General features: G+C 42.7%; 15 protein-coding genes. 8 read left to right on the top strand and 7 right to left on the bottom strand.

Annotated elements, in window-relative coordinates:
- Nucleotides 1–57: 57 nt before the first annotated feature.
- Complete coding sequence (gene pap / locus CC97_RS07880) at nt 58–1,542, bottom strand: polyphosphate:AMP phosphotransferase (protein ID WP_044974522.1); 1,485 nt, start codon at nt 1,540–1,542, stop codon at nt 58–60.
- Between the two features lie 217 nt (nt 1,543–1,759).
- Between pap and CC97_RS07875 the strand changes: the two genes are divergently transcribed.
- The 6 genes from CC97_RS07875 to CC97_RS07850 all read left to right on the top strand — a co-directional run bounded on the left by CC97_RS07875 (nt 1,760) and on the right by CC97_RS07850 (nt 9,737).
- Complete coding sequence (locus CC97_RS07875; protein WP_044974521.1) at nt 1,760–3,274, top strand: hypothetical protein; 1,515 nt, start codon at nt 1,760–1,762, stop codon at nt 3,272–3,274.
- A 313-nt stretch (nt 3,275–3,587) separates the two neighbouring features.
- A complete protein-coding gene (gene lepA / locus CC97_RS07870) occupies nt 3,588–5,390 on the top strand; it encodes a translation elongation factor 4 (RefSeq protein ID WP_044974520.1) in 1,803 nt (600 codons plus the stop codon).
- Nucleotides 5,391–5,407: 17 nt separating this feature from the next.
- The gene (locus CC97_RS07865) at nt 5,408–5,716 is read left to right on the top strand and encodes a hypothetical protein (RefSeq protein ID WP_044974519.1); all 309 of its coding nucleotides are present in this window, start codon (nt 5,408–5,410) and stop codon (nt 5,714–5,716) included.
- Entirely contained in the window at nt 5,710–6,813 is a 1,104-nt protein-coding gene (gene hemW / locus CC97_RS07860; protein WP_049962766.1) for a radical SAM family heme chaperone HemW, read from the top strand. Before CC97_RS07865 ends, hemW begins: the two co-directional genes overlap by 7 nt.
- Before the next feature lie 249 nt (nt 6,814–7,062).
- On the top strand, nt 7,063–8,004 hold the full coding sequence (locus CC97_RS07855) for a magnesium transporter CorA family protein (protein WP_044974518.1): 942 nt from the start codon (nt 7,063–7,065) through the stop codon (nt 8,002–8,004).
- 170 nt (nt 8,005–8,174) lie between these two features.
- A complete protein-coding gene (locus tag CC97_RS07850) occupies nt 8,175–9,737 on the top strand; it encodes a hypothetical protein (RefSeq protein WP_044974517.1) in 1,563 nt (520 codons plus the stop codon).
- A 71-nt stretch (nt 9,738–9,808) separates the two neighbouring features.
- Here CC97_RS07850 and CC97_RS07845 read toward each other — a convergent pair whose 3' ends face one another.
- Nucleotides 9,809–10,960, bottom strand: coding sequence for an iron-containing alcohol dehydrogenase (locus CC97_RS07845; protein ID WP_044974516.1), 1,152 nt, complete (start codon nt 10,958–10,960; stop codon nt 9,809–9,811).
- Nucleotides 10,961–11,294: 334 nt separating this feature from the next.
- On the opposite strand from CC97_RS07845, the gene CC97_RS07840 reads away from it, so the two are divergent.
- A complete protein-coding gene (locus CC97_RS07840) occupies nt 11,295–12,251 on the top strand; it encodes an RluA family pseudouridine synthase (RefSeq protein WP_044974515.1) in 957 nt (318 codons plus the stop codon).
- A gap of 128 nt (nt 12,252–12,379) precedes the next feature.
- Here CC97_RS07840 and CC97_RS07835 read toward each other — a convergent pair whose 3' ends face one another.
- Nucleotides 12,380–12,964: a rhomboid family intramembrane serine protease gene (locus CC97_RS07835; RefSeq protein WP_044974514.1), complete on the bottom strand. Its 585-nt coding sequence runs from the start codon at nt 12,962–12,964 to the stop codon at nt 12,380–12,382.
- A 244-nt stretch (nt 12,965–13,208) separates the two neighbouring features.
- Nucleotides 13,209–13,733: a ribosome-associated translation inhibitor RaiA gene (gene raiA, locus CC97_RS07830; RefSeq protein ID WP_044974513.1), complete on the bottom strand. Its 525-nt coding sequence runs from the start codon at nt 13,731–13,733 to the stop codon at nt 13,209–13,211.
- 370 nt (nt 13,734–14,103) lie between these two features.
- On the opposite strand from raiA, the gene CC97_RS07825 reads away from it, so the two are divergent.
- Nucleotides 14,104–14,619 (top strand): isochorismatase family cysteine hydrolase, encoded by a 516-nt coding sequence (locus CC97_RS07825; protein WP_044974512.1) that lies wholly within the window; start codon nt 14,104–14,106, stop codon nt 14,617–14,619.
- Nucleotides 14,620–14,795: 176 nt separating this feature from the next.
- On the opposite strand, the gene CC97_RS07820 is transcribed toward CC97_RS07825, so the two are convergent.
- Genes CC97_RS07820 through CC97_RS07810 form a run of 3 tightly spaced genes read right to left on the bottom strand, consistent with a single transcriptional unit; the run spans nt 14,796 to nt 18,635 of the window.
- Nucleotides 14,796–15,518, bottom strand: coding sequence for a hypothetical protein (locus tag CC97_RS07820; protein WP_044974511.1), 723 nt, complete (start codon nt 15,516–15,518; stop codon nt 14,796–14,798).
- Nucleotides 15,511–16,143: a hypothetical protein gene (locus CC97_RS07815; protein WP_044974510.1), complete on the bottom strand. Its 633-nt coding sequence runs from the start codon at nt 16,141–16,143 to the stop codon at nt 15,511–15,513. The genes CC97_RS07820 and CC97_RS07815 overlap by 8 nt, the downstream gene beginning before the upstream one ends.
- Before the next feature lie 2 nt (nt 16,144–16,145).
- Complete coding sequence (locus CC97_RS07810; protein WP_044974509.1) at nt 16,146–18,635, bottom strand: hypothetical protein; 2,490 nt, start codon at nt 18,633–18,635, stop codon at nt 16,146–16,148.
- Between the last annotated feature and the right edge of the window lie 184 nt (nt 18,636–18,819).

The raw sequence follows: 18,819 nt of genomic DNA, 5'->3' as shown, positions 1-18,819 counted from the left end.
TAATGCAACTTAAAAAATGCTGGCTTTAAGAAATATCAACAGCTCCGGACAGCGTGTTTATTTTCCGTTCTGTGATTTCCTGATACGGTCCTCAACGGTTTTAATAATAATGTTTATGACCTTGAGTCTGGCGTACAGCTTGTTGTTGGCTTCGATGATATGCCACGGAGCAAATGTGGTGGATGTCTTTGATATCATTTCATCCACGGCCAGTTCGTACTGATCCCATTTGTCGCGGTTACGCCAGTCCTCGTCAGTGATCTTCCATTGTTTTTCCGGATTGTTCTGACGTTCAGTGAATCGTCTGAGCTGTTCATCCTTATCAATGTGAAGCCAGAATTTTATCACTATAGCGCCCGAACCGGTAAGCTCGTATTCAAATTCATTTATCTCATTGAATGCGGCGTCACAGCGGCTTTTTTCAGTGAATCCCTCAATTTTTTCGACCATTACACGGCCGTACCATGTCCTGTCAAATATCGCGATGTGACCGCTTTTCGGCATACGTCTCCAGAAGCGCCACAGGTAGTGGTGTGCCAGTTCCGACTTGTCAGGAGCCGAGACCGGAATCGCTTCATATCCGCGCGGATCAAGTGCGGCAGAGATCCTTTTGATAGCTCCGCCTTTTCCGGCAGCATCCCAGCCTTCAAAACACAGAACGAGCGGAATACCCTTTTTATATAGTATATTGTGTATGTCGGAAAGCTTTTTCTGATATTTCTTAAGAAGTTCAGGATAGCGTTCCGTGCTGATAACTTTTCCGTCAAGTTCAGTTTCAGACAGCGCAGGCATGTCGAGCAGTCTGAAAGGTGATGATCTTGAAATGGAACGGTTTTCATTGTTTATGGCGTTGTTAACAGTTTCATTGATTATGGTATAAACCATGTGTTTTGTGAATGATGATCTTCTGGCGTCGATTACGTTCCAGCGCGCAAACGGAAAATCGGTTATTGAAAGCAGGTCATCATAGGTGCGGTAGTATTTGCTGTAGTTTCTGTTCTGAAACCGGTCGCTTTCGGTTACACGCCACTTCGTTTTTTTATCATCACTCAGTTTTTTCATCCTCTTTTTCTGCTCATCGGCATCGATCTGGAGAAAGATCTTCACGATGATATATCCGTCATCTGAAAGCTGGCGTTCAAAGTTTCTTATTGAGATGATCCGTCTGTCGTATTCGGCTTCTGAGATCTTTCCTTCAAGAAATGCGCAGGCGATCTCTGAATACCAGCTTTTGTCCAGCACTGATATTTTGCCTTTTTCAGGTATCATCTCCCAGTGACGTTTAAGGAACGGATATCTTTTTTCCTGACTGTCAGGTGCTTCTACAGTGAATACTCTGAAAAAGCGCGGGTCAAGATATTTTATCACCGAAGCGATCACGCTGCCTTTTCCGGATGCCTCCCAGCCCTCAAACACCAGTATGACAGGTCTGCTCTGCTCTTTTATTTTCAGCTGGAGATGCGGCAGAGACTCGCTCAGTTCCTTGTTCATCTCCTGAAGTGCAGATTTTTTTACTGTCCGGGAAACCGCTTTTTCTAACATAAGTCATTCCTCCCTTGTATCATTTTTGTGAATGGCTACAAAATTTCTCCCCATGTATTTATTTTATCATATAATATCGACTTATTCAAGTACGAAGTTGTGATGGACTTTACAAAATATTTATTGTATGATATAATGAATACGTTCTGTTTGTTAACGGGATCAGGGGATATCCCCTGCCAAATACTATTTATAAAAAAGTATACGGAGGAAAGTTATGGAAGAAAATATTGTCGCCGGTGTGGGGGCAGCTCTGAGGAAAAACCTCAGAAGACGTGAAGGACAGTTTAATGTAACACTCGGTGATATACTTGCACAGATGAAAAGACTGCTTGTACTGTGGATCATTGTATCTGTTGTTCTGTCACTTGTGGTCGTTTCGGCTACGGCAGTTGTCAAGCAGGATGCATATCAGAAGCTTACAGCTGTAATAAGCTTTACATATGACGGTGTTGAAAAGGGACTTGACCCTAACGGAAACAAGTTTTACGTAAACTCCATCAAGGGTGATGAGATCATTGATGAAGTAATGAAGAACATGAACATTCCGGCTGATCAGAAAGATATTATCAGAAGAAACATTACATTTGAAGGTGTTATTCCGGAAAATGCGATCTCAAGAATAACTTCAAGCAATAACCTTTTTGACGGCAAACAGTCAGTTTCATCAACTCAGTCGGTATCAGAGACTACATACTATCCGACACAGTACAAAGTACATTTTGACTATGCTGCTACAGGACTCGGAAACAGTCAGGCTGCTGATTTTATCAACAATATGCTCAAGTGCTACAGCCAGCACTTCTTCAATGCATACGGATACAACAAGTCTTTAAGCAAGTCACTCAATGCTTTCAACTATATTGATTATGACTATGCTGAAGCGATCGATGTTTTTGATTCATCACTTACAAAGCTTTCAACATACATCACTCAGGTATCAAGCAACGATACAACACGTTTCCGTTCAAGCGAAACAGGCTATACCTTTGCTGACCTTACAGAAGCTATTGAAACAATAAGAGAAAGAAATCTTGACACCATTGATTCCTATGTAAGCATCAACTCAGTTACAAAGGACAAGGAAACACTTCTGACCTATTACATGTTCAGGATTGAATCTCTCCAGAGACATCTTACAGTATGCAATGAAACACTTGCATCAGTAAATGAATCCATAAACAACTACAAGAAGAACACTATAATGTACTTCTCACAGGGTGATACACAGAATCAGAATGATATGACTGCCACTATCACATCACAGGAATACGATGATCTTTTTGAAAAGAGACAGTCTATACAGAATGATCTTTCATCAACTGCCCAGCAGATCAATCTTTACAACAAGAGGATCGAAAGACTCAATGCTTCAACACAGGCTAATTCATCAGCCCAGAAGGCAAAGGTTGAGGAAGAGATCTCAAAGCTCAATACGATGATAGACGATATTACAAATGACGTAGTAAAGACTACGGATGACTACTACAGAACAGTGGTTTTCCCAAAGGCTTACAATATTCTTACATACGCTTCATCATCAACATTAGGCGTTATCAAGCACGCAGTAAAGGATTCATTCTCAACAGTATTCATTCTCTGCGCTGTCATTTTTGCAGTTTACATTGCAGCAGCTGTTGTTCTTGCAGTAAACAAGGAAATGATAAAGCTTTACGGCTCTTCTTCAAAGAAAAAGGCTGATGTAAAGAAAGAAGCCAAAGCAAAGAGCTGATATATCAGAATTTTTTAAGGAATCACTGATTAAACCGGAAATCCGGCTTCGCCGGATTTCCGGAGATGGGATTTGCGGGGCTTCGCCCCGGAGCCCCCGCTGATTTATGAATAAATCAGCGTTTCCTTAATACAACCGAATCAGCATATCCTTACCCGAATAACTTCGCGGGTAAGGATGTGCTGATTTTTCTTTTTATGAGAGTTTTTTAACAGTCCCTATTTTTTCTTTACTTTAAAATGCTCATATGGTATAATTACTTTATACGTCGAATTTTACTTTACTGTATAATGAATTAACGGAGGGAACATTTTTGGCAAATAACAAGATCAGAAATTTCTGCATTATAGCGCACATAGATCACGGAAAATCAACTCTTGCAGACAGAATACTCGAGAAGACGAAGACCGTTGCTGAAAGAGACATGGAAGAACAGCTGCTCGACAACATGGATATTGAGCGTGAGCGCGGAATTACCATTAAAGCCAGAGCTGTAAGACTTCTTTACACGGCTGAGGACGGTGAGGAGTACACATTCAATCTTATCGATACACCAGGTCATGTTGACTTCAACTATGAAGTTTCACGTTCGCTTGCTGCCTGTGAAGGTGCGGTGCTCGTCGTTGATGCATCACAGGGCATTGAGGCACAGACTCTTGCAAACACATATCTTGCAATAGAACATGATCTTGAGGTCCTTCCGGTAGTAAACAAGATAGACCTCCCTTCAGCGGATCCTGAAAGGGTATGCAGTGAAGTTGAGAATATAATCGGAATACCGGCAATGGATGCACCGCGTATTTCTGCAAAAATGGGAATCAATATTGAAGCAGTGCTTGAAAAGATCGTAAAGGAGGTCCCGCCTCCGAAGGGAGATACCGAAGCTCCGCTCAAAGCTCTTATTTTTGACAGCTATTACGACTCCTACAAGGGCGTTATCATTTACGTAAGAGTCAAGGAAGGTACTGTAAGAACAGGCGACAGGATAAAGCTCATGGCTACCGGTGCTGAATTTACAGTAGTCGAAGCCGGATTCATGGACGCAGTAAACCATATCAACAAGGATTTTCTTGAAGCAGGCGAAGTAGGATACATTGCAGCTTCGATCAAGAATATCAGTGACACCCGTGTCGGTGATACTGTTACAAACAGTGACAGACCGTGTGACGAACCGCTTCCGGGTTACCGTAAGGTAAATCCTATGGTGTTCTCCGGTATCTATCCTGCTGACGGAGCCAAGTACGGCGATCTTCGTGATGCACTCGAAAAACTTCAGCTCAATGACGCTTCGCTCTCATTTGAACCTGAGACTTCCATCGCTCTCGGATTCGGCTTCCGCTGCGGATTCCTCGGACTTTTACACATGGAGATCATTCAGGAAAGACTTGAACGTGAGTACAATCTTGATCTTATCACAACTGCACCGTCAGTTATATTCAAGATCAATCTTACAAACGGTGAGACCGTGTATATCGACAATCCTACCAACTATCCGGATGCTGCGGTTATTGCATCAGCAGAAGAACCGATGGTCAAAGCTGAAATACTTGCACCTTCGGAATTTGTCGGAAATATCATGGAACTCTGTCAGGACCGCCGCGGTGTGTTCAAGACCATGGATTATCTTGACGACACCCGTGTAAACATTCACTACGAGCTTCCGCTGAACGAAATAGTATACGACTTTTTCGATGCGCTGAAGTCAAGAACCCGCGGATATGCTTCATTTGACTACGAACTTATCGGCTATCAGCCGTCAAAGCTTGTCAAGCTTGATATTCTTCTCAACGGAGACAACGTTGACGCACTTTCGTTTATCGTTCATGCTGACAACGCCTATGCGCGTGCAAGAAAAATGGTTGAAAAGCTCAAGGAAAACATTCCAAGACAGCTCTTCGAGGTTCCGGTCCAGGCTGCTATTGGCGGCAAGATCATTGCGCGTGAGACGATCAAGGCCATGAGAAAGGACGTTCTTGCCAAGTGTTACGGCGGCGATATTACCAGAAAGAAAAAACTTCTTGAAAAACAGAAGGAAGGTAAAAAGAGAATGCGTCAGCTCGGTACGGTAGAAGTACCTCAGGAAGCATTCATGAGTGTTCTTAAACTTGATGAATAAAAAGGAGAGACAGTATTATGAAGTATAAATGCCCGTACTGCGGAAAGATGACATATTCTTTCCTTTCAAAAATGTTTGCAGGAAATATGACTGCATCCGGAAGAAAGTGTCCGGAATGCGGAAGACATTCAGTTCACGGCCTTGATTCAACCATTTTCAGCACCGTTGTAATGGCCGCTGTTCTGATATCCGTTATCATGGTGTTCAGAAGCACACATAATTATCTGGCTTGTCTCGGCATCTTTGCCGCTGCTTATTTCGTATGCCGTCTGGCTGACGGTCTGTTCTTCGGACTTGCAAAGAATAACCGCAATGATGTATGGTGAATACCGGGCTTTACATTCATGTTCCGTTCTGCATAAAAAAATGTCCGTACTGTGATTTCTATTCCGCTGCCGGATGCAGCGAAAGCGAGTACGGACAGTATACCTCTGCGGTCATACGCAATATACAGAACTATCTTGAAAAATATCCGGAGATTGTTTTCGATACGGTATATTTCGGAGGCGGTACGCCTTCAGTCATGCCGGTATCATTTTTCCGGGATGTTCTGGAAAGTCTTAAGCATAACCTCGATGACGGTGCTGAGATCACTGCGGAACTTAATCCCGGAACGGCCGGAGAAGAAAAACTTGCCGGCATCAGGCAGTCCGGTGTGAACCGTCTTTCACTCGGCATCCAGTCGGCTGTTGACAGTGAACTTCGTGATCTTGGACGTATACATAATTTCCGTGAGGCCGAAACAGCTGTTTCACTGGCGAGAAAAGCGGGATTTTCAAATATTTCAGGCGATCTTATGACAGGAATAAAGGGACAGACTGAAGAAACGCTTATGAAGTCTGTGAACGCACTGGCAGATCTTGAACTCGATCATATTTCATCATATATGCTCAAGATCGAGCAGGGGACGGAGTATTTCAGAAACGGGATCTCTTCTGAAGTCCCTGATGAAGAAAAAACTGCAGAGCTTTATCTGCTTTCGGTGAAAACGCTTGCGGACAGAGGATATCATCAGTATGAGATATCGAACTTTTCACGTCCCGGATATGAAAGCAGACATAATCTTAAGTACTGGCACTGCGATGACTACATAGGCATAGGGCCTTCGGCACACTCGTGCTTCGGCGGAAAAAGGTACGAGGTCCCGCGTGATCTCAGTAAATTTATAAAAGAGAAGAACCAGCAGGAGATCATCAATGAGGATCATCCCTGCGGCTTTTTTGAAAAAGCTATGCTTGCTCTCCGGCTTACCGAAGGTATTGATCTTAATAATTATCCGGAAGAAGCTCCTTCAGTTCTGAAACAGGCTGAAAAACTTGCAGGTACGGGACTCGTGAAATGCAGAAACGGAGTTGTAAGCCTTACTGCCGAAGGTTTTCTTTTGTCAAACGAGATCATTTCAAGACTCCTTGCAGACTTCTGAAGATTGATTATTGCAATAATCATAACTGTGTGATACAATATAATAATACGGTGAGCGGAACGGATTTTCCGTTAGCCGAAAGTTCCGGGAACGTATTTCAGACGTTTCCGAATAATTTTAAAGAGAAGGTGAAAAATTAATGGACGGCGATCCTGGGTGTAATAACTACAATATAACTGATCCGTTCAGATGATTTTTCAGACCCATACGGTCCGTCTGTCCGGATCCGGAAAGGGTGTCATATTTATTATGAAACAGATCTACAAGACCTATGACGGCAAGATCAGTACAGTTGATTCATGGGAAGAAGGATGCTGGATTTCTCTTGTAGCACCTTCGGAAACTGAACTTATCGAGATAGCCCAGCAGAACGGCATTGAGACAGACGATATCCGTGCTGCCCTCGATGATGAGGAACGTTCACGTATTCAGATAGAAGACGCTTACACTATGATAATCGTTGACGTTCCTACTGTCGAAACACATAATGAGAAACAGTATTATGTGACGATACCTATGTCAATAATACTTACGAGAAAGGCGATCATCACTGTATGTCTTGAAGAAACGGAAGTTCTCAAGGCATTTGCACAGTCGAAGATACGTAATTTCCATACGCACATGAAAACAAGGTTCGTGCTTCAGATCCTTTACAGGAATGCATCGCTCTTTCTTCAGTATCTTCGCAACATAAACAGGCAGAGCGAAAATATTGAAACAAACATGCACAAGTCCACCAAAAACAAGGAACTTATCGAAATGCTTGAACTCGAAAAGAGCCTTATGTACTTTACGACTTCACTTCGTTCAAACGAAATGGTTCTTGAAAAGCTTCTCAAAACAGAGGCTGTGAAGAAATATCCTGAAGATCAGGATCTTCTCGAAGACGTTATTATTGAAAACAAACAGGCCATGGAGATGTCAAACATCTATTCCGGCATCCTTGGCGGAATGACTGATGCTTTTGCCTCTATAATCAATAATAATCTTAATATTATTATGAAGATCCTTGCAACTATCACTATTGTTCTTTCCATACCTACAATGATATTCAGTGCCTACGGAATGAATCTCAGTCCGGCAAGTATGCCGCTGTCGCAGAATCCGCACGGATTTGCTCTGGTTATCATCTTTACAATAGTGCTGAGTCTTATTATAGCGTTCATTTTCTTCAAGAAAAAGCTTTTCTGATCCGCTTTATGAAAAACTTTTCTGATAAAGACTTGAAAAATAAATAATAATATGATAAAATATACTGGTATAATTGAATGAAGGGTGTTCAGCATAAGTTTTCGGTAATTATTACAGTGAACGATATTTTTTTGATTTTACTGTAAAATATTAATCATGAGGTGATAAAGTTGGCAAAGAAAGCTAAAGCTAATAATAAGCAGAACGTTAATTTTAATCCGGGCACCAAAAAGAAAAAACAGGATCCGATGATAGTTGCAGTTTGCGTATTCGGCGCTGCAGTACTCGTAGCTCTTCCGGTAATCGGATTTATGATGTCACGCGGAGGCGGCGGTCCTCAGCAGTCAGTTTCAACTGAAAACAGCGCAGGCTGGAACAGCATTGACGGAAGAATGATCTATATTGATCCTGAGACACATGAAAAGGTTCAGGGACTTCATGAGATCGACGGCAAGATGTATTTCTTCGACGCAAACGGAGGAATCACACCGGGCTGGACAACATATGAAGATAACCTCGTTTATGTTACAAAGGAAGGAACACTTGCTACCGGTATTTACAAGATCGGTTCACAGATATTCTACTTCGATGAAGAAAACTACGGCATGTTCACCGGATTTAAAGTTGTTGACGGAAATATTTACTGCTTCAGAGATGACGGTCAGGCAATGACAGGATTCCAGAATATCGAAGGCAATGACTACTACTTCAACAATGACGGTATAATGCAGACCGGCTGGTTTGAAGCAGACGGAAAGAACTACTACGCTGATGAAGACGGTAGGCTTGCAAGAGGCTGGAAGATCCTCGACGACGGTACTCATTACTTTACAGATGACTTCAGCGCAGCAAGCGGTGAACTTCGTGTAGATGACACATTATACAACTTCGATGAATTCGGCTGTCCTGACCAGTCTGCAGAAGTAACAACAACTGCTGTTACAACCGAAGCTGTTACAGAAGCAGTAACTACAGCGGCAGAAAGCAAGGCTGCAGATAAACCGGAAGACAAGCCTTCTGATAAACCAGCTGAAAACAAGGAACCTGAAAAGCCGGCAGTTCCTGATGGCCACAAGCAGTTCTTCAATGACAAGGGCGAACCGCTCAAGGGTCTCAACGAAATCGACGGCAAGAAGTACTTCCTCGATGACAATGGTGTTACACTTGCAAAGGGCTTTGCTCAGTCAGGTGACAATACTTACTATACAAACGATGACTACACAATCTTAACAGGCGGAGAAAAGCAGATCGGCAACAGCTATTATTTCTTCGATGACGAAGGCAGAATGGCTAAGGGCTGGCGCTCATACAACAACAAGACATGCTTCTTCGAAAACGACGGTAAGATGTGCAGAGGCTTCAGAAACATCGACGGTTATAAGTATTACTTCAGCTGGGACAATAACGATAACAGAGGTAATAAGGTAACAGGATATATTCGTACAGGTGAAGGAAGATTCTATCTTGACGGCAACGGTGTTGTACAGCAGGGCTGGATCAGCATGAACGGTGATGAATATTACTTCGCATCAGACGGACACGGTGTTGCAGGTTACCAGACAATTGACGGCAACAAGTATTTCTTCAACTCTGACGGTATTCTCCAGAAGGGATTCCAGAACATCGACGGAACAGTATACTTCTTCGGCGATGACGGTGTTATCAGAGCTGGTAAGTACATGTACGACGGTGCTGAAAGAAACTTCGATGAAAACGGTATGATGACTGAATAACAGAAAAATCAGTAATAAAATAAAAAATGCAGATCCTCGTGATCTGCATTTTTTATTTCCCCGGCGTTTTCCTAGGAAGGTTTGCGCTTGTATGCTATACTGAAAAGCAGAGCTTCCAGTTCAGAATCTGTAAATATCTTCGGGCAACCGCATATACGGGTGTCACTCTGAGTACGTTTTACTATGGTACTTATATCTGTTTCACGAAGTTCATCAAAGTGATCGTCAAGATCAAGCATCATATTAAGATCTCTTATCTGTTCGATCATACGGAAGGCATTCTCAACTTCTGTGTTCCTGTCATCTGTAAAGTCACAGTGGTAGGCTATTGCAGCCAGGTCGCTTATTATTTCCGGCATGTACTCTTCAAGGATCACCGGAAGAAATACCGAGCATGCTTTGCCGAAGTGGATCCCATAGAGTTCTGTCATTCTGTTTGCAAGAGCTGAAATGTATCCGCCCGATGCACGCCGGAATGAAATACCGGAGTAGTATGAGGCTTTCAGAAGATTCATTCTGGCAGTAATGTTATCCGGATCAAGCCATGCTTCATACAGATTTTCAAAAACCATTCTGCAGGCTTTCGGTGCGTTGACAGTATCTCTGTAGAATCTTTCCGAGTAAGTGCTGATATACGATTCAATGGCGCGCGTAAGAATGCTCATTCCGCACCATGCGATCATTTCAGGGGTAAGCGAATAGAGAAAATCCGGATCAAGTGCAACTGCCCGCGGAACAAATTCTGATGAAACGACAGGGCATCTCCGGCCTTTCTGGTCGGTGTAGAATGAGACAAGCGAAACTTCCGATCCGCTTCCGGGTGTTGTAGGAGCCGCGTAGAGCGGGACAGCACGTTTAGGTGTGGATGTGTAGTCAAGAAAATAGTTCATGCTTTTGGTCGGATTAGCGGCCTTAAGTGCGATCAGTTTGGCACAGTCGATGACGGTTCCTCCGCCTATGGCCATTATAGTGTCGCAGTTTTCTGATAAAAACAGTTCCGTTCCTTTTTCAAGACATTCCATGTCTGCCTTACCGCATATTTCAGTAAAACGGGTAAATTCTATATCATATCTGACCAGCTGTTCCTCGAACCGGAAAGTCATACCGTTTTCAAGAACATTTTCGTCCGTAACGATCATGACTTTGCGGGCACCTTCATTGCGCATTATTTCTGCAATATGAAGGACTGATCCCGAACCGGTATATTTTTCTGCCAGATGCATTTTTTTTCATTCGCAGTATACTGCAGGATATCTGCTGCATTGACGACAGATATTTTTTTCTCACACTCATTGATTCTCACCTCCGTTAAAGGAAACGCTGATACGTTTTGAAATAAAGTCTGCGTATCCGGTGCGGCAGACAGTACTTACTTAGGGTATCGTAGTTTCCGTAAATTCATTAATATAATTATATCATAAAAATTGCACATAGTCAATATAATAGTGTTGAAATATATGTACAATATATATAAAATATTTTTCTCCATCGTTGACTATATAACAGTTATATGTTATACTTTGAATTACATTATTTGCAAAATATAAAAGGTGATATATGAAACAGTTTATTATAAAGAGCAATGACGCTGACCAGAGACTCGACAGGTTCATACTCAAAGCTTTTCCTGAACTTCAGAAAAGCGTTATGTACAAGGCAATACGTACCAAAAACATCAAGTTAAACGGGAAGCGCTGCGAAATATCCACGAGACTCAGAGCAGGGGACGAACTTAAAATATTTATTAATGACGAACTCCTCGGAAATCAGAAAACCGAGAAAAAACAGGTTTTCCGCAGCGGATCATCCCTGAAAAAGGAAGATATTATCTACGAGGACGAAAATATTATACTTCTTAATAAAAAGCCCGGTGTCATAGTTCACAGCGACAGCAAAAATGATACCGATACTCTTGCTGACCGGCTGAAGAATTATCTTTACAAACACGGGGAATACGATCCGGCTTCGGAAAACTCGTTTGCACCGGCTCTTTGTAACCGTCTGGACAGAAACACTGCCGGAATAGTTATCGGCGCCAAAAATGCAGCTGCACTCAGGGAAATAAATAAAAAGATAAGAGAGAACAGTGTTGTAAAGAAATATCTCTGTCTTCTTTCTGCGCTGCCTGATAAACCGAAGGCTACCATTACAGCCTGGCACAGAAAGGATAACGCCACCAATATAGTAACGGTGATGAAAGAGGAATTTGAGGGAAGCAAACAGATCATCACAAGTTACAGGGTGATAGACCCTTCGTTCGGAGGCCATGTGCTTGCTGAAGTCGAACTCGTTACCGGACGTACACATCAGATAAGAGCTCACATGGCGTTTATAGGATGTCCGATAGCAGGTGACACGAAATACGGCAGGGCAGATGTCAATGAGCGCTCAGGATTTGAATACCAGGCTCTCTGCGCATACAGACTTTTATTTAAGAAGACTACAGAGGAAAATGTTCTTTCCTATCTTGAAGGAAGAGAGTTTGAATGCCGCGATATATGGTTTCTTGCATAGTACAGTAAAAAAATCGCTGTCCGTCACCGTTTGAAAGGTGAAGGACAGCGATTCTGATTTTATATAGTCATTGCCTGCGTGTTTACGAATACAGGAGCACAGTCCTGCGATCACTGACCGTCAGCGTATCAGTACTGGAAACTGCTCTGTTTCTTCGGCGCAAACAGGAAACCGAAACCGGCACCGATAAGACCGCCGAGAATATGTGAAAGCTGTGAAACATTGTCATGACCGAGTGAACTGATAACTTCATTTCCAAGATAAAATGCTGCTGCAAGAATAAGTGTTACAGGAATATTGCCTTCTTTAATGTTTCCGCATGAAGCAAGAAGGATGAACATGAACACGATACCGCTTGCACCGCAGAGGGCAACATTGAAGAATACAATGTTGATAGCAGCGGTAAGAACAGCAGTAACTGCCATCATGAATAACAGACGCTTGCTGCCGTACTTTTCTTCAAGCATAGGTCCGAGAATAAGAATAAAGCTGAAGTTGCCCATGAAATGAGCCCAGCCGCCGTGTCCTATGACGTGTGTGAACAGCCTTAAATAAAATAACGGGTTAAGAAGAGATCCGCGCTGAACAACGAAAAGGCTGTGAAACAGTCGTGTGCCGGGGATCGAACTGATAAGCTGTACGACAAATGCTATAATGGTAAAAGTGAGTATTACCGGAGCATTGTAGTCGAATTTTGATAGTAGTTTTTTCATTTTTTCAGTCTCCTTTTTTACGGTACGGAATACAGCTGATCAGGTCAGTATTTCCGTGAACCTTTTTTTGTTTTTGTTTTAAAAACATTTTAACACAACAATATGACAGTGTCAATAGTTTAAGGTGAACGCCGCGTGAAAAAAACAGGAAAGGCTGCCTGGTAAGCGGCAGCCTTTCCTGTTCTGTTTAGGTTTCCCTTTCGGGATAGTTTATCATTACAGCTTAATTGCTGTGAGTATGGCATTAAACTTCAGGTTCGAGTACAGCGTAGTTTCCGTCAGTTCTCTTGTAAACTACATTTGTGGAACCGGTCTGTGCATTGCTGAACATGAAGAAGCTGTGGCCTAAAAGGTTCATCTGAAGAATTGCTTCGTCCACGTCCATAGGACGCATTGTGAATTTCTTATGTTTAACAACCTCGAAATCGTACTGTTCTTCGACATCTTCAGCATAAGGAGCAGCAAAAGCATTTTCCTTGAGCTTCTTTTCTACTCGTGTCTTATTCTTGCGGATCTGTCTGATGATCTTGTCGATAGCTGCATCCAGCGCATCGTTCTTGTCAACGGCACTCTTTTCTGATCTGTAAATAATATTGTTGTATCTTACAGTAAGTTCGACAACGATCTGACCTCTTGCTTCAGAGATAACGATCTTTGCGTCAGCGTCGTCACCGAAAAACTTTGATAATCTTGAATCAAGTCTCTCCTTTGCGTAGTCGTCAAAAGCCTGTGGAATGTTCATTTTCTTAGCTGATATAATTGTTTTCATACAAATTCCTCCTTTGTAACAAAGCATACATAAAAAATTAGTATGCTAAGTTGATATTTGTATTATATCACTTTTCTTAAAAAAAGGCAATAGGTTTTCAATATTTTTTTGCCCAATTAAACAAAAAAGAAATTTGTTTATTACCTATTATTAGAACGAAAGTCAAAAGTGTATGATCCGGAATTCGCCTGTACGGTGATCCGAATTATGTCCCGATGTCAGAAAGTCCCGTCTGACTTAGCCTGCAATTGATAAAGTTCAGTATAAGTGGTATAATGTAATCAGAAAAACAAACCGGTTCCGGTTCAGTGCCAGGCATTACGGAACACATATAACACAGTATTTCTTGAAAAGGGAAGGGAAATGTAAAATGAAAAAGATACTTCTTGTAATCGACATGCAGAATGATTTCATCGACGGTGCTCTCGGAACAAAGGAAGCAGTGAATATAGTTCCGGCAGTTGTGAAAACTGTGAATGAATTTGAAGGCGATGTGATCTTCACGAAGGACACCCACTATGAAGACTACATGGACACTCTTGAAGGAAAAAAGCTCCCTGTGAAACACTGCATAAAGGGAACTGAAGGCTGGGAGATATGCGATGCTCTTAAGGAGACAAAGGCTTATAAAAAAGGACGCATTATCGAAAAGGTTACATTCGGTTCCGAAAAGCTGGCAGAACTCATGAAAGAATTAAAACCGGACAGGGTTTATATGACCGGACTCTGCACAGATATATGCGTTATAAGCAATGCAATGCTCATAAGAGCGTTTTCACCTGAAACGGACATAACAGTGTATGAAAACTGCTGCGCCGGTGTAACTCCTGAAAGCCACAGAAATGCACTGGAAGCAATGAAAGTCTGTCAGGTGAATGTGGTTTAAAAAATTATAGTGAACGCAAAAAAGATTTTTACGTTCACTATAATTAATTTATTTATATTGCCTTGCAGATCCGCAAATTACGTTTGCTCCCTGCATATCGGCTAATAGTAAACGAAAAATGAATTTTTCGTTTACTATAAGTCCTCTGACATTTTTGCTGATGTCAGAGGACTTTTTCAGTTTATGAATTCCACTTCGGTAATGACGTCTTCATACGGGTTGAGGGCCATTATAGCGGATGTTATTTTCCGTCGGACTGTTTCGGCGGCGTTTTCACTGAATACTTTATTTGAGCTTATCAGTTCACGTACGTCAATGCTTTTTTCCTCAAACTCACTGTGCGCGAGTTCAGGTGTGGTCATCTTGCCGGCACTTATGACTATTCCTGATTCATCGACAAGCTTTGCATTGTCATAATCAACTGTAATATCACTGAGTTCAGGATACGGAATGCGTACCATGACTGTTCTGCGCTGCTGGTCAGTGATGAATTCTGCAAGCTGAAGATCAGCTGTGTACACTCCGTTTACTGGTATTACAAGTGTCAGTGAGCTTACGCCGTCTTCTTCAGCAGTCTGGGGGATTGCAACTGTATCGTATATTTTCATTACTTCCAGTTTCCCATTGCCGTAGTCTGCTGTAATATCCGTTCTGATATCATTTGTGGTTTTGTACTGTTCCAGTGCGGCCAGGTAATACTGTTCATATGTCAGTGGTGTCTGCGCTTCTTTTGATTCAGTGTATGCTTTGTCAAAGGCAGACGTGCTTTCTTCAACGGTAGTCCTGTAAAGAGCCAGGTTAAGGCTTGCTGCAAGTATTATGAGCACTGCAAGAATTATAGCTGAAAAGTTTATCCTTCTTCGTTTTACGGCTCTTCTTGCCGGTAATTTTCTACTCACCTGTACCACCGCCTTTCTGATCAGTAAATTCAACTGAACAGATATATTTTTTTCCGCATACTGTTTCAGCCAGCTTTTCGGTACGTGAAAGTGCGGTCTGTCTTGCTTCACGGCGGATGCTCTCATCTATGATACCGTTTGCCGCTGCCGCCTCCGTGTTGTCTGAGTTTCTGTAAATATGGCATTCCGGGTTCGGGATCCTGAGTATCAGAGATGTGTCTCCCGTTACCGTGACTTCTGCGTTCCCGAGATCAACGGTAAAAACGGCTGTTGTTCCTTTGCTGCTTTCATTCTCTGCGTTTTCCGGTACTGAACTGTCCGAAATGGTCTGTGACAGAAGACACATCTTTCCGGCTGCTGCGGCTGTTCTTTTCAGAGACTCTGCAGTTTCAGCTATGGTGTGTTCAGTGTTCCGGCTTTGTTCAACACCGTTCTGTATGCCTTTGACAGAACCCGTGTACACTCCGACTTTACGGCCGGTTTCTTCGCCGAGTATTCTTCCGTTTTCGGAAGCGTTCTGATATGCAGGAAATGTGCAGAAGAACAGTATGTACAGAAGAACCGCAAGAATTACAACCATAACACTGGTCAGTGATATATGCTTTATGCTGGTACGGCGCCTCATTGTCATTTCTCCTTCTTCTGTACTTCGATAAAGTCTTCACGTTTGATCGATGAACCGTCAAGATCTTCGGTTATTGTTATCGTTTCACTGCGTTCGTACGGCGACTTGCTCAGAAGATCGTACATCGCGGAAATAAAGTCCTTGTATATTATGTAGTCCTTGTTTTCGATAACATAGTCCATCACCAGTTTATCGTCCTCTTTTACCTGTGTCTTTCCGCTTACCGGTTTGCCGTTCAGCGTGAAAGTTACTTTTCCGTATTTGTCGGTGGTGATGAGATCAACGGTATATATCTTTTTACGCGGATAGTTTTTGCCGATCTTTTCAGCGACCTGCAGGTATTCAGAGTATTTCATCTGTGCGGTATAGACGTTATCCTTTACGTTGTCTCCGGTTATGTAGAACCCTTCGGCCGGCTTGAAAATCACGCTGACAAGTCTGTCACGGTCGAGCACATCACCTGCTGAGATAGCCTGATGATCCGAGGAATCAGCGTACTGAAGGGACAGTACTGCATTTTCAAAATTTCTCGGTTCGTAGGTCTGTCTGAATGCGATGGATATTGTGATCGTGATATCCTTGTAGAAAACGTCGTTTTCTTTCTGCCCGGTCTGCGGATAGATGTCGAGTTTCTTTTCTGAAGGAACATCACCCAGATAAATAATGTCGGTGGTTTCTTTTCCTTCGGAATCGGTTTTGACGATCTGAAGCTTGACGATCTGGCTCTTTGCGATCTTCCCGTTGTCAGCTGAAATATATATGCCGTCAGCAGTTCCGGTTGTCGCTTCGAGCAGAACATTGTTTTTGATGTCGCGGCTGAGCTGGTTTTCAGAGATATCAGAGGTCCTTATTGTGAACTGCATGTCAGTACCGACGAGTCTGTCAGCGATGACCTTCAGTTTAGGTCTGTGTTCGCTTATCTCCCTGAAAATATTCTTGGCGCTGACTTCTTCAATAGTAACGGTCTGTTCATCCGATTCATCCGAGACGGTGAATGTGTCACCTTCGACGGCACTTTCCCAGCCGGCCCACGGTTTAAGAATGAGTGTTATCTCAGTACCGGCAAGCAGCTTTTCGGTTTTTCCGGTAAGTGTCCTGTCTTCGGTTTTATAGGTGATACTTCCGCCTGCAGAAGGCTGCGGAAGTGTAACAGTAACAAGTTTCTTCTGATAAAAGCGTATTTTTTCGATCTGTTTCTGTGTCTCCTCCGGATCTTCGGAAACGGTTATAACATTGTTTCCGGTCGGCAGCCAGTATCCCTCGTCAGCTGAGTCTTCGCAGTATTCGATCTGACGGCCGGCAGCAAGACTTATCTTTCCGGTTATAGGATTACCGAGATAGCTGAATGTTACGCTGCCGTGTTCAAATGTATAATCAGCCGGGTCGAAAGTGAAGTCTTCCGACTGTTCTTTTACAACGAATGTATATGTGGCGAAGTTGTCATCCGATTTTTCGAGTGACAGAACAGTCTTATCGTACTCAGGAACATCTTTCTTGCTGCATTTGAGAACGATCACGTCACCGAATTTCAGGTGATCCAGTACTATATCCTGTCCCCTGGTGAAAGATCCGGCTGATTCGCCGTTTATTTCTGCACGTGCATTCGTCGCCGGTGCTTTAAGTGTAGTGGTTATGTACGGATGAAGTTCTACGGAATACTCCTGAATATCGTCGGAAGCCGAAGCACGACGGAATACAACGCTGCTTTCATTCTGCAGGCTGTACTTCGGTTCGGCAGATACGAAAAAGTACTTTTCAGCATCATATTCGTATTTTACGGAATACATTCCGAATGGTCCTGTTTCCGCTTCGCCGGCGCTGAATTCCTTGTCGCCTATCTTCCAGACGCCGCCGGCATCTATGTGGTTAAAAGTGTCATCGGTGTAGTAATCGGAAAGGGAAAGCTTCCTGTTTTCATATTTACCGGTAGGTTCCACAGCGAATTCTGTTCCGGAACAGTTTTCAGGTGCAGTGAAAAAAAGCCCTGCCTTCGTGTCGAAGCCTTCTGAGACCAGTGTTTTGATTCCGTTTTTTATACTGTAAACGCGAAAGCCGGAGAACGTGTATTTGTCCGGTGCACTTCCGCTTTTCTTTTCAGCCGATGCGTAAAGTGACTGACCCGGAGCAAGATAAATAAAACCATGATATGGGTCAGCTATCTCATTTTTGTGTTCTTCATCAAGATAGTACCGTACATTCAGCATGCTGTTCTGCGCAAATGACACGGCTGCAGATCCTTCAGTATCAGATGTATCGGAGAAATCTGTATCGACAGGAAAGCCCGAGTCATAATAATGCCCGTCGATAAGCCTTCCGGCAGAAAGATCGGCTTTGTATTTTATATAATCAGTATCACTGTTTATTTCGGAACGCTCTTTTACAGCACTGTTCATGCGGTTCCTGTAATAGTCTCCTGTGTGAGCGGCCGAACAGCTGCTTAAAGAGCATACAAGAAAAGCAAAGCAGAGGACTGACAGAACTTTTTTTTTCATTCTTTTTCCCTTCGTTTATTCAGTGTTTCATTACGGACGCGATCATATGTTCAGATACGCGGTCATTAATAAGTAGTATAGCACAATGCACTGTGTTTTTCAATAGCAGGGGACAGAAAAATATAACCGTAAATATAAAACGGAGAGAAATCTGAAGAATAATGATGATATTGCATAAATCAGA

Source organism: Ruminococcus sp. HUN007, from assembly GCF_000712055.1.
In the GTDB taxonomy this organism is placed as follows: Bacteria; Bacillota; Clostridia; order Oscillospirales; family Ruminococcaceae; genus HUN007.
Note: the sequence above shows the minus strand (reverse complement) of the source record. Positions and strands in the feature narration are given on the sequence as shown.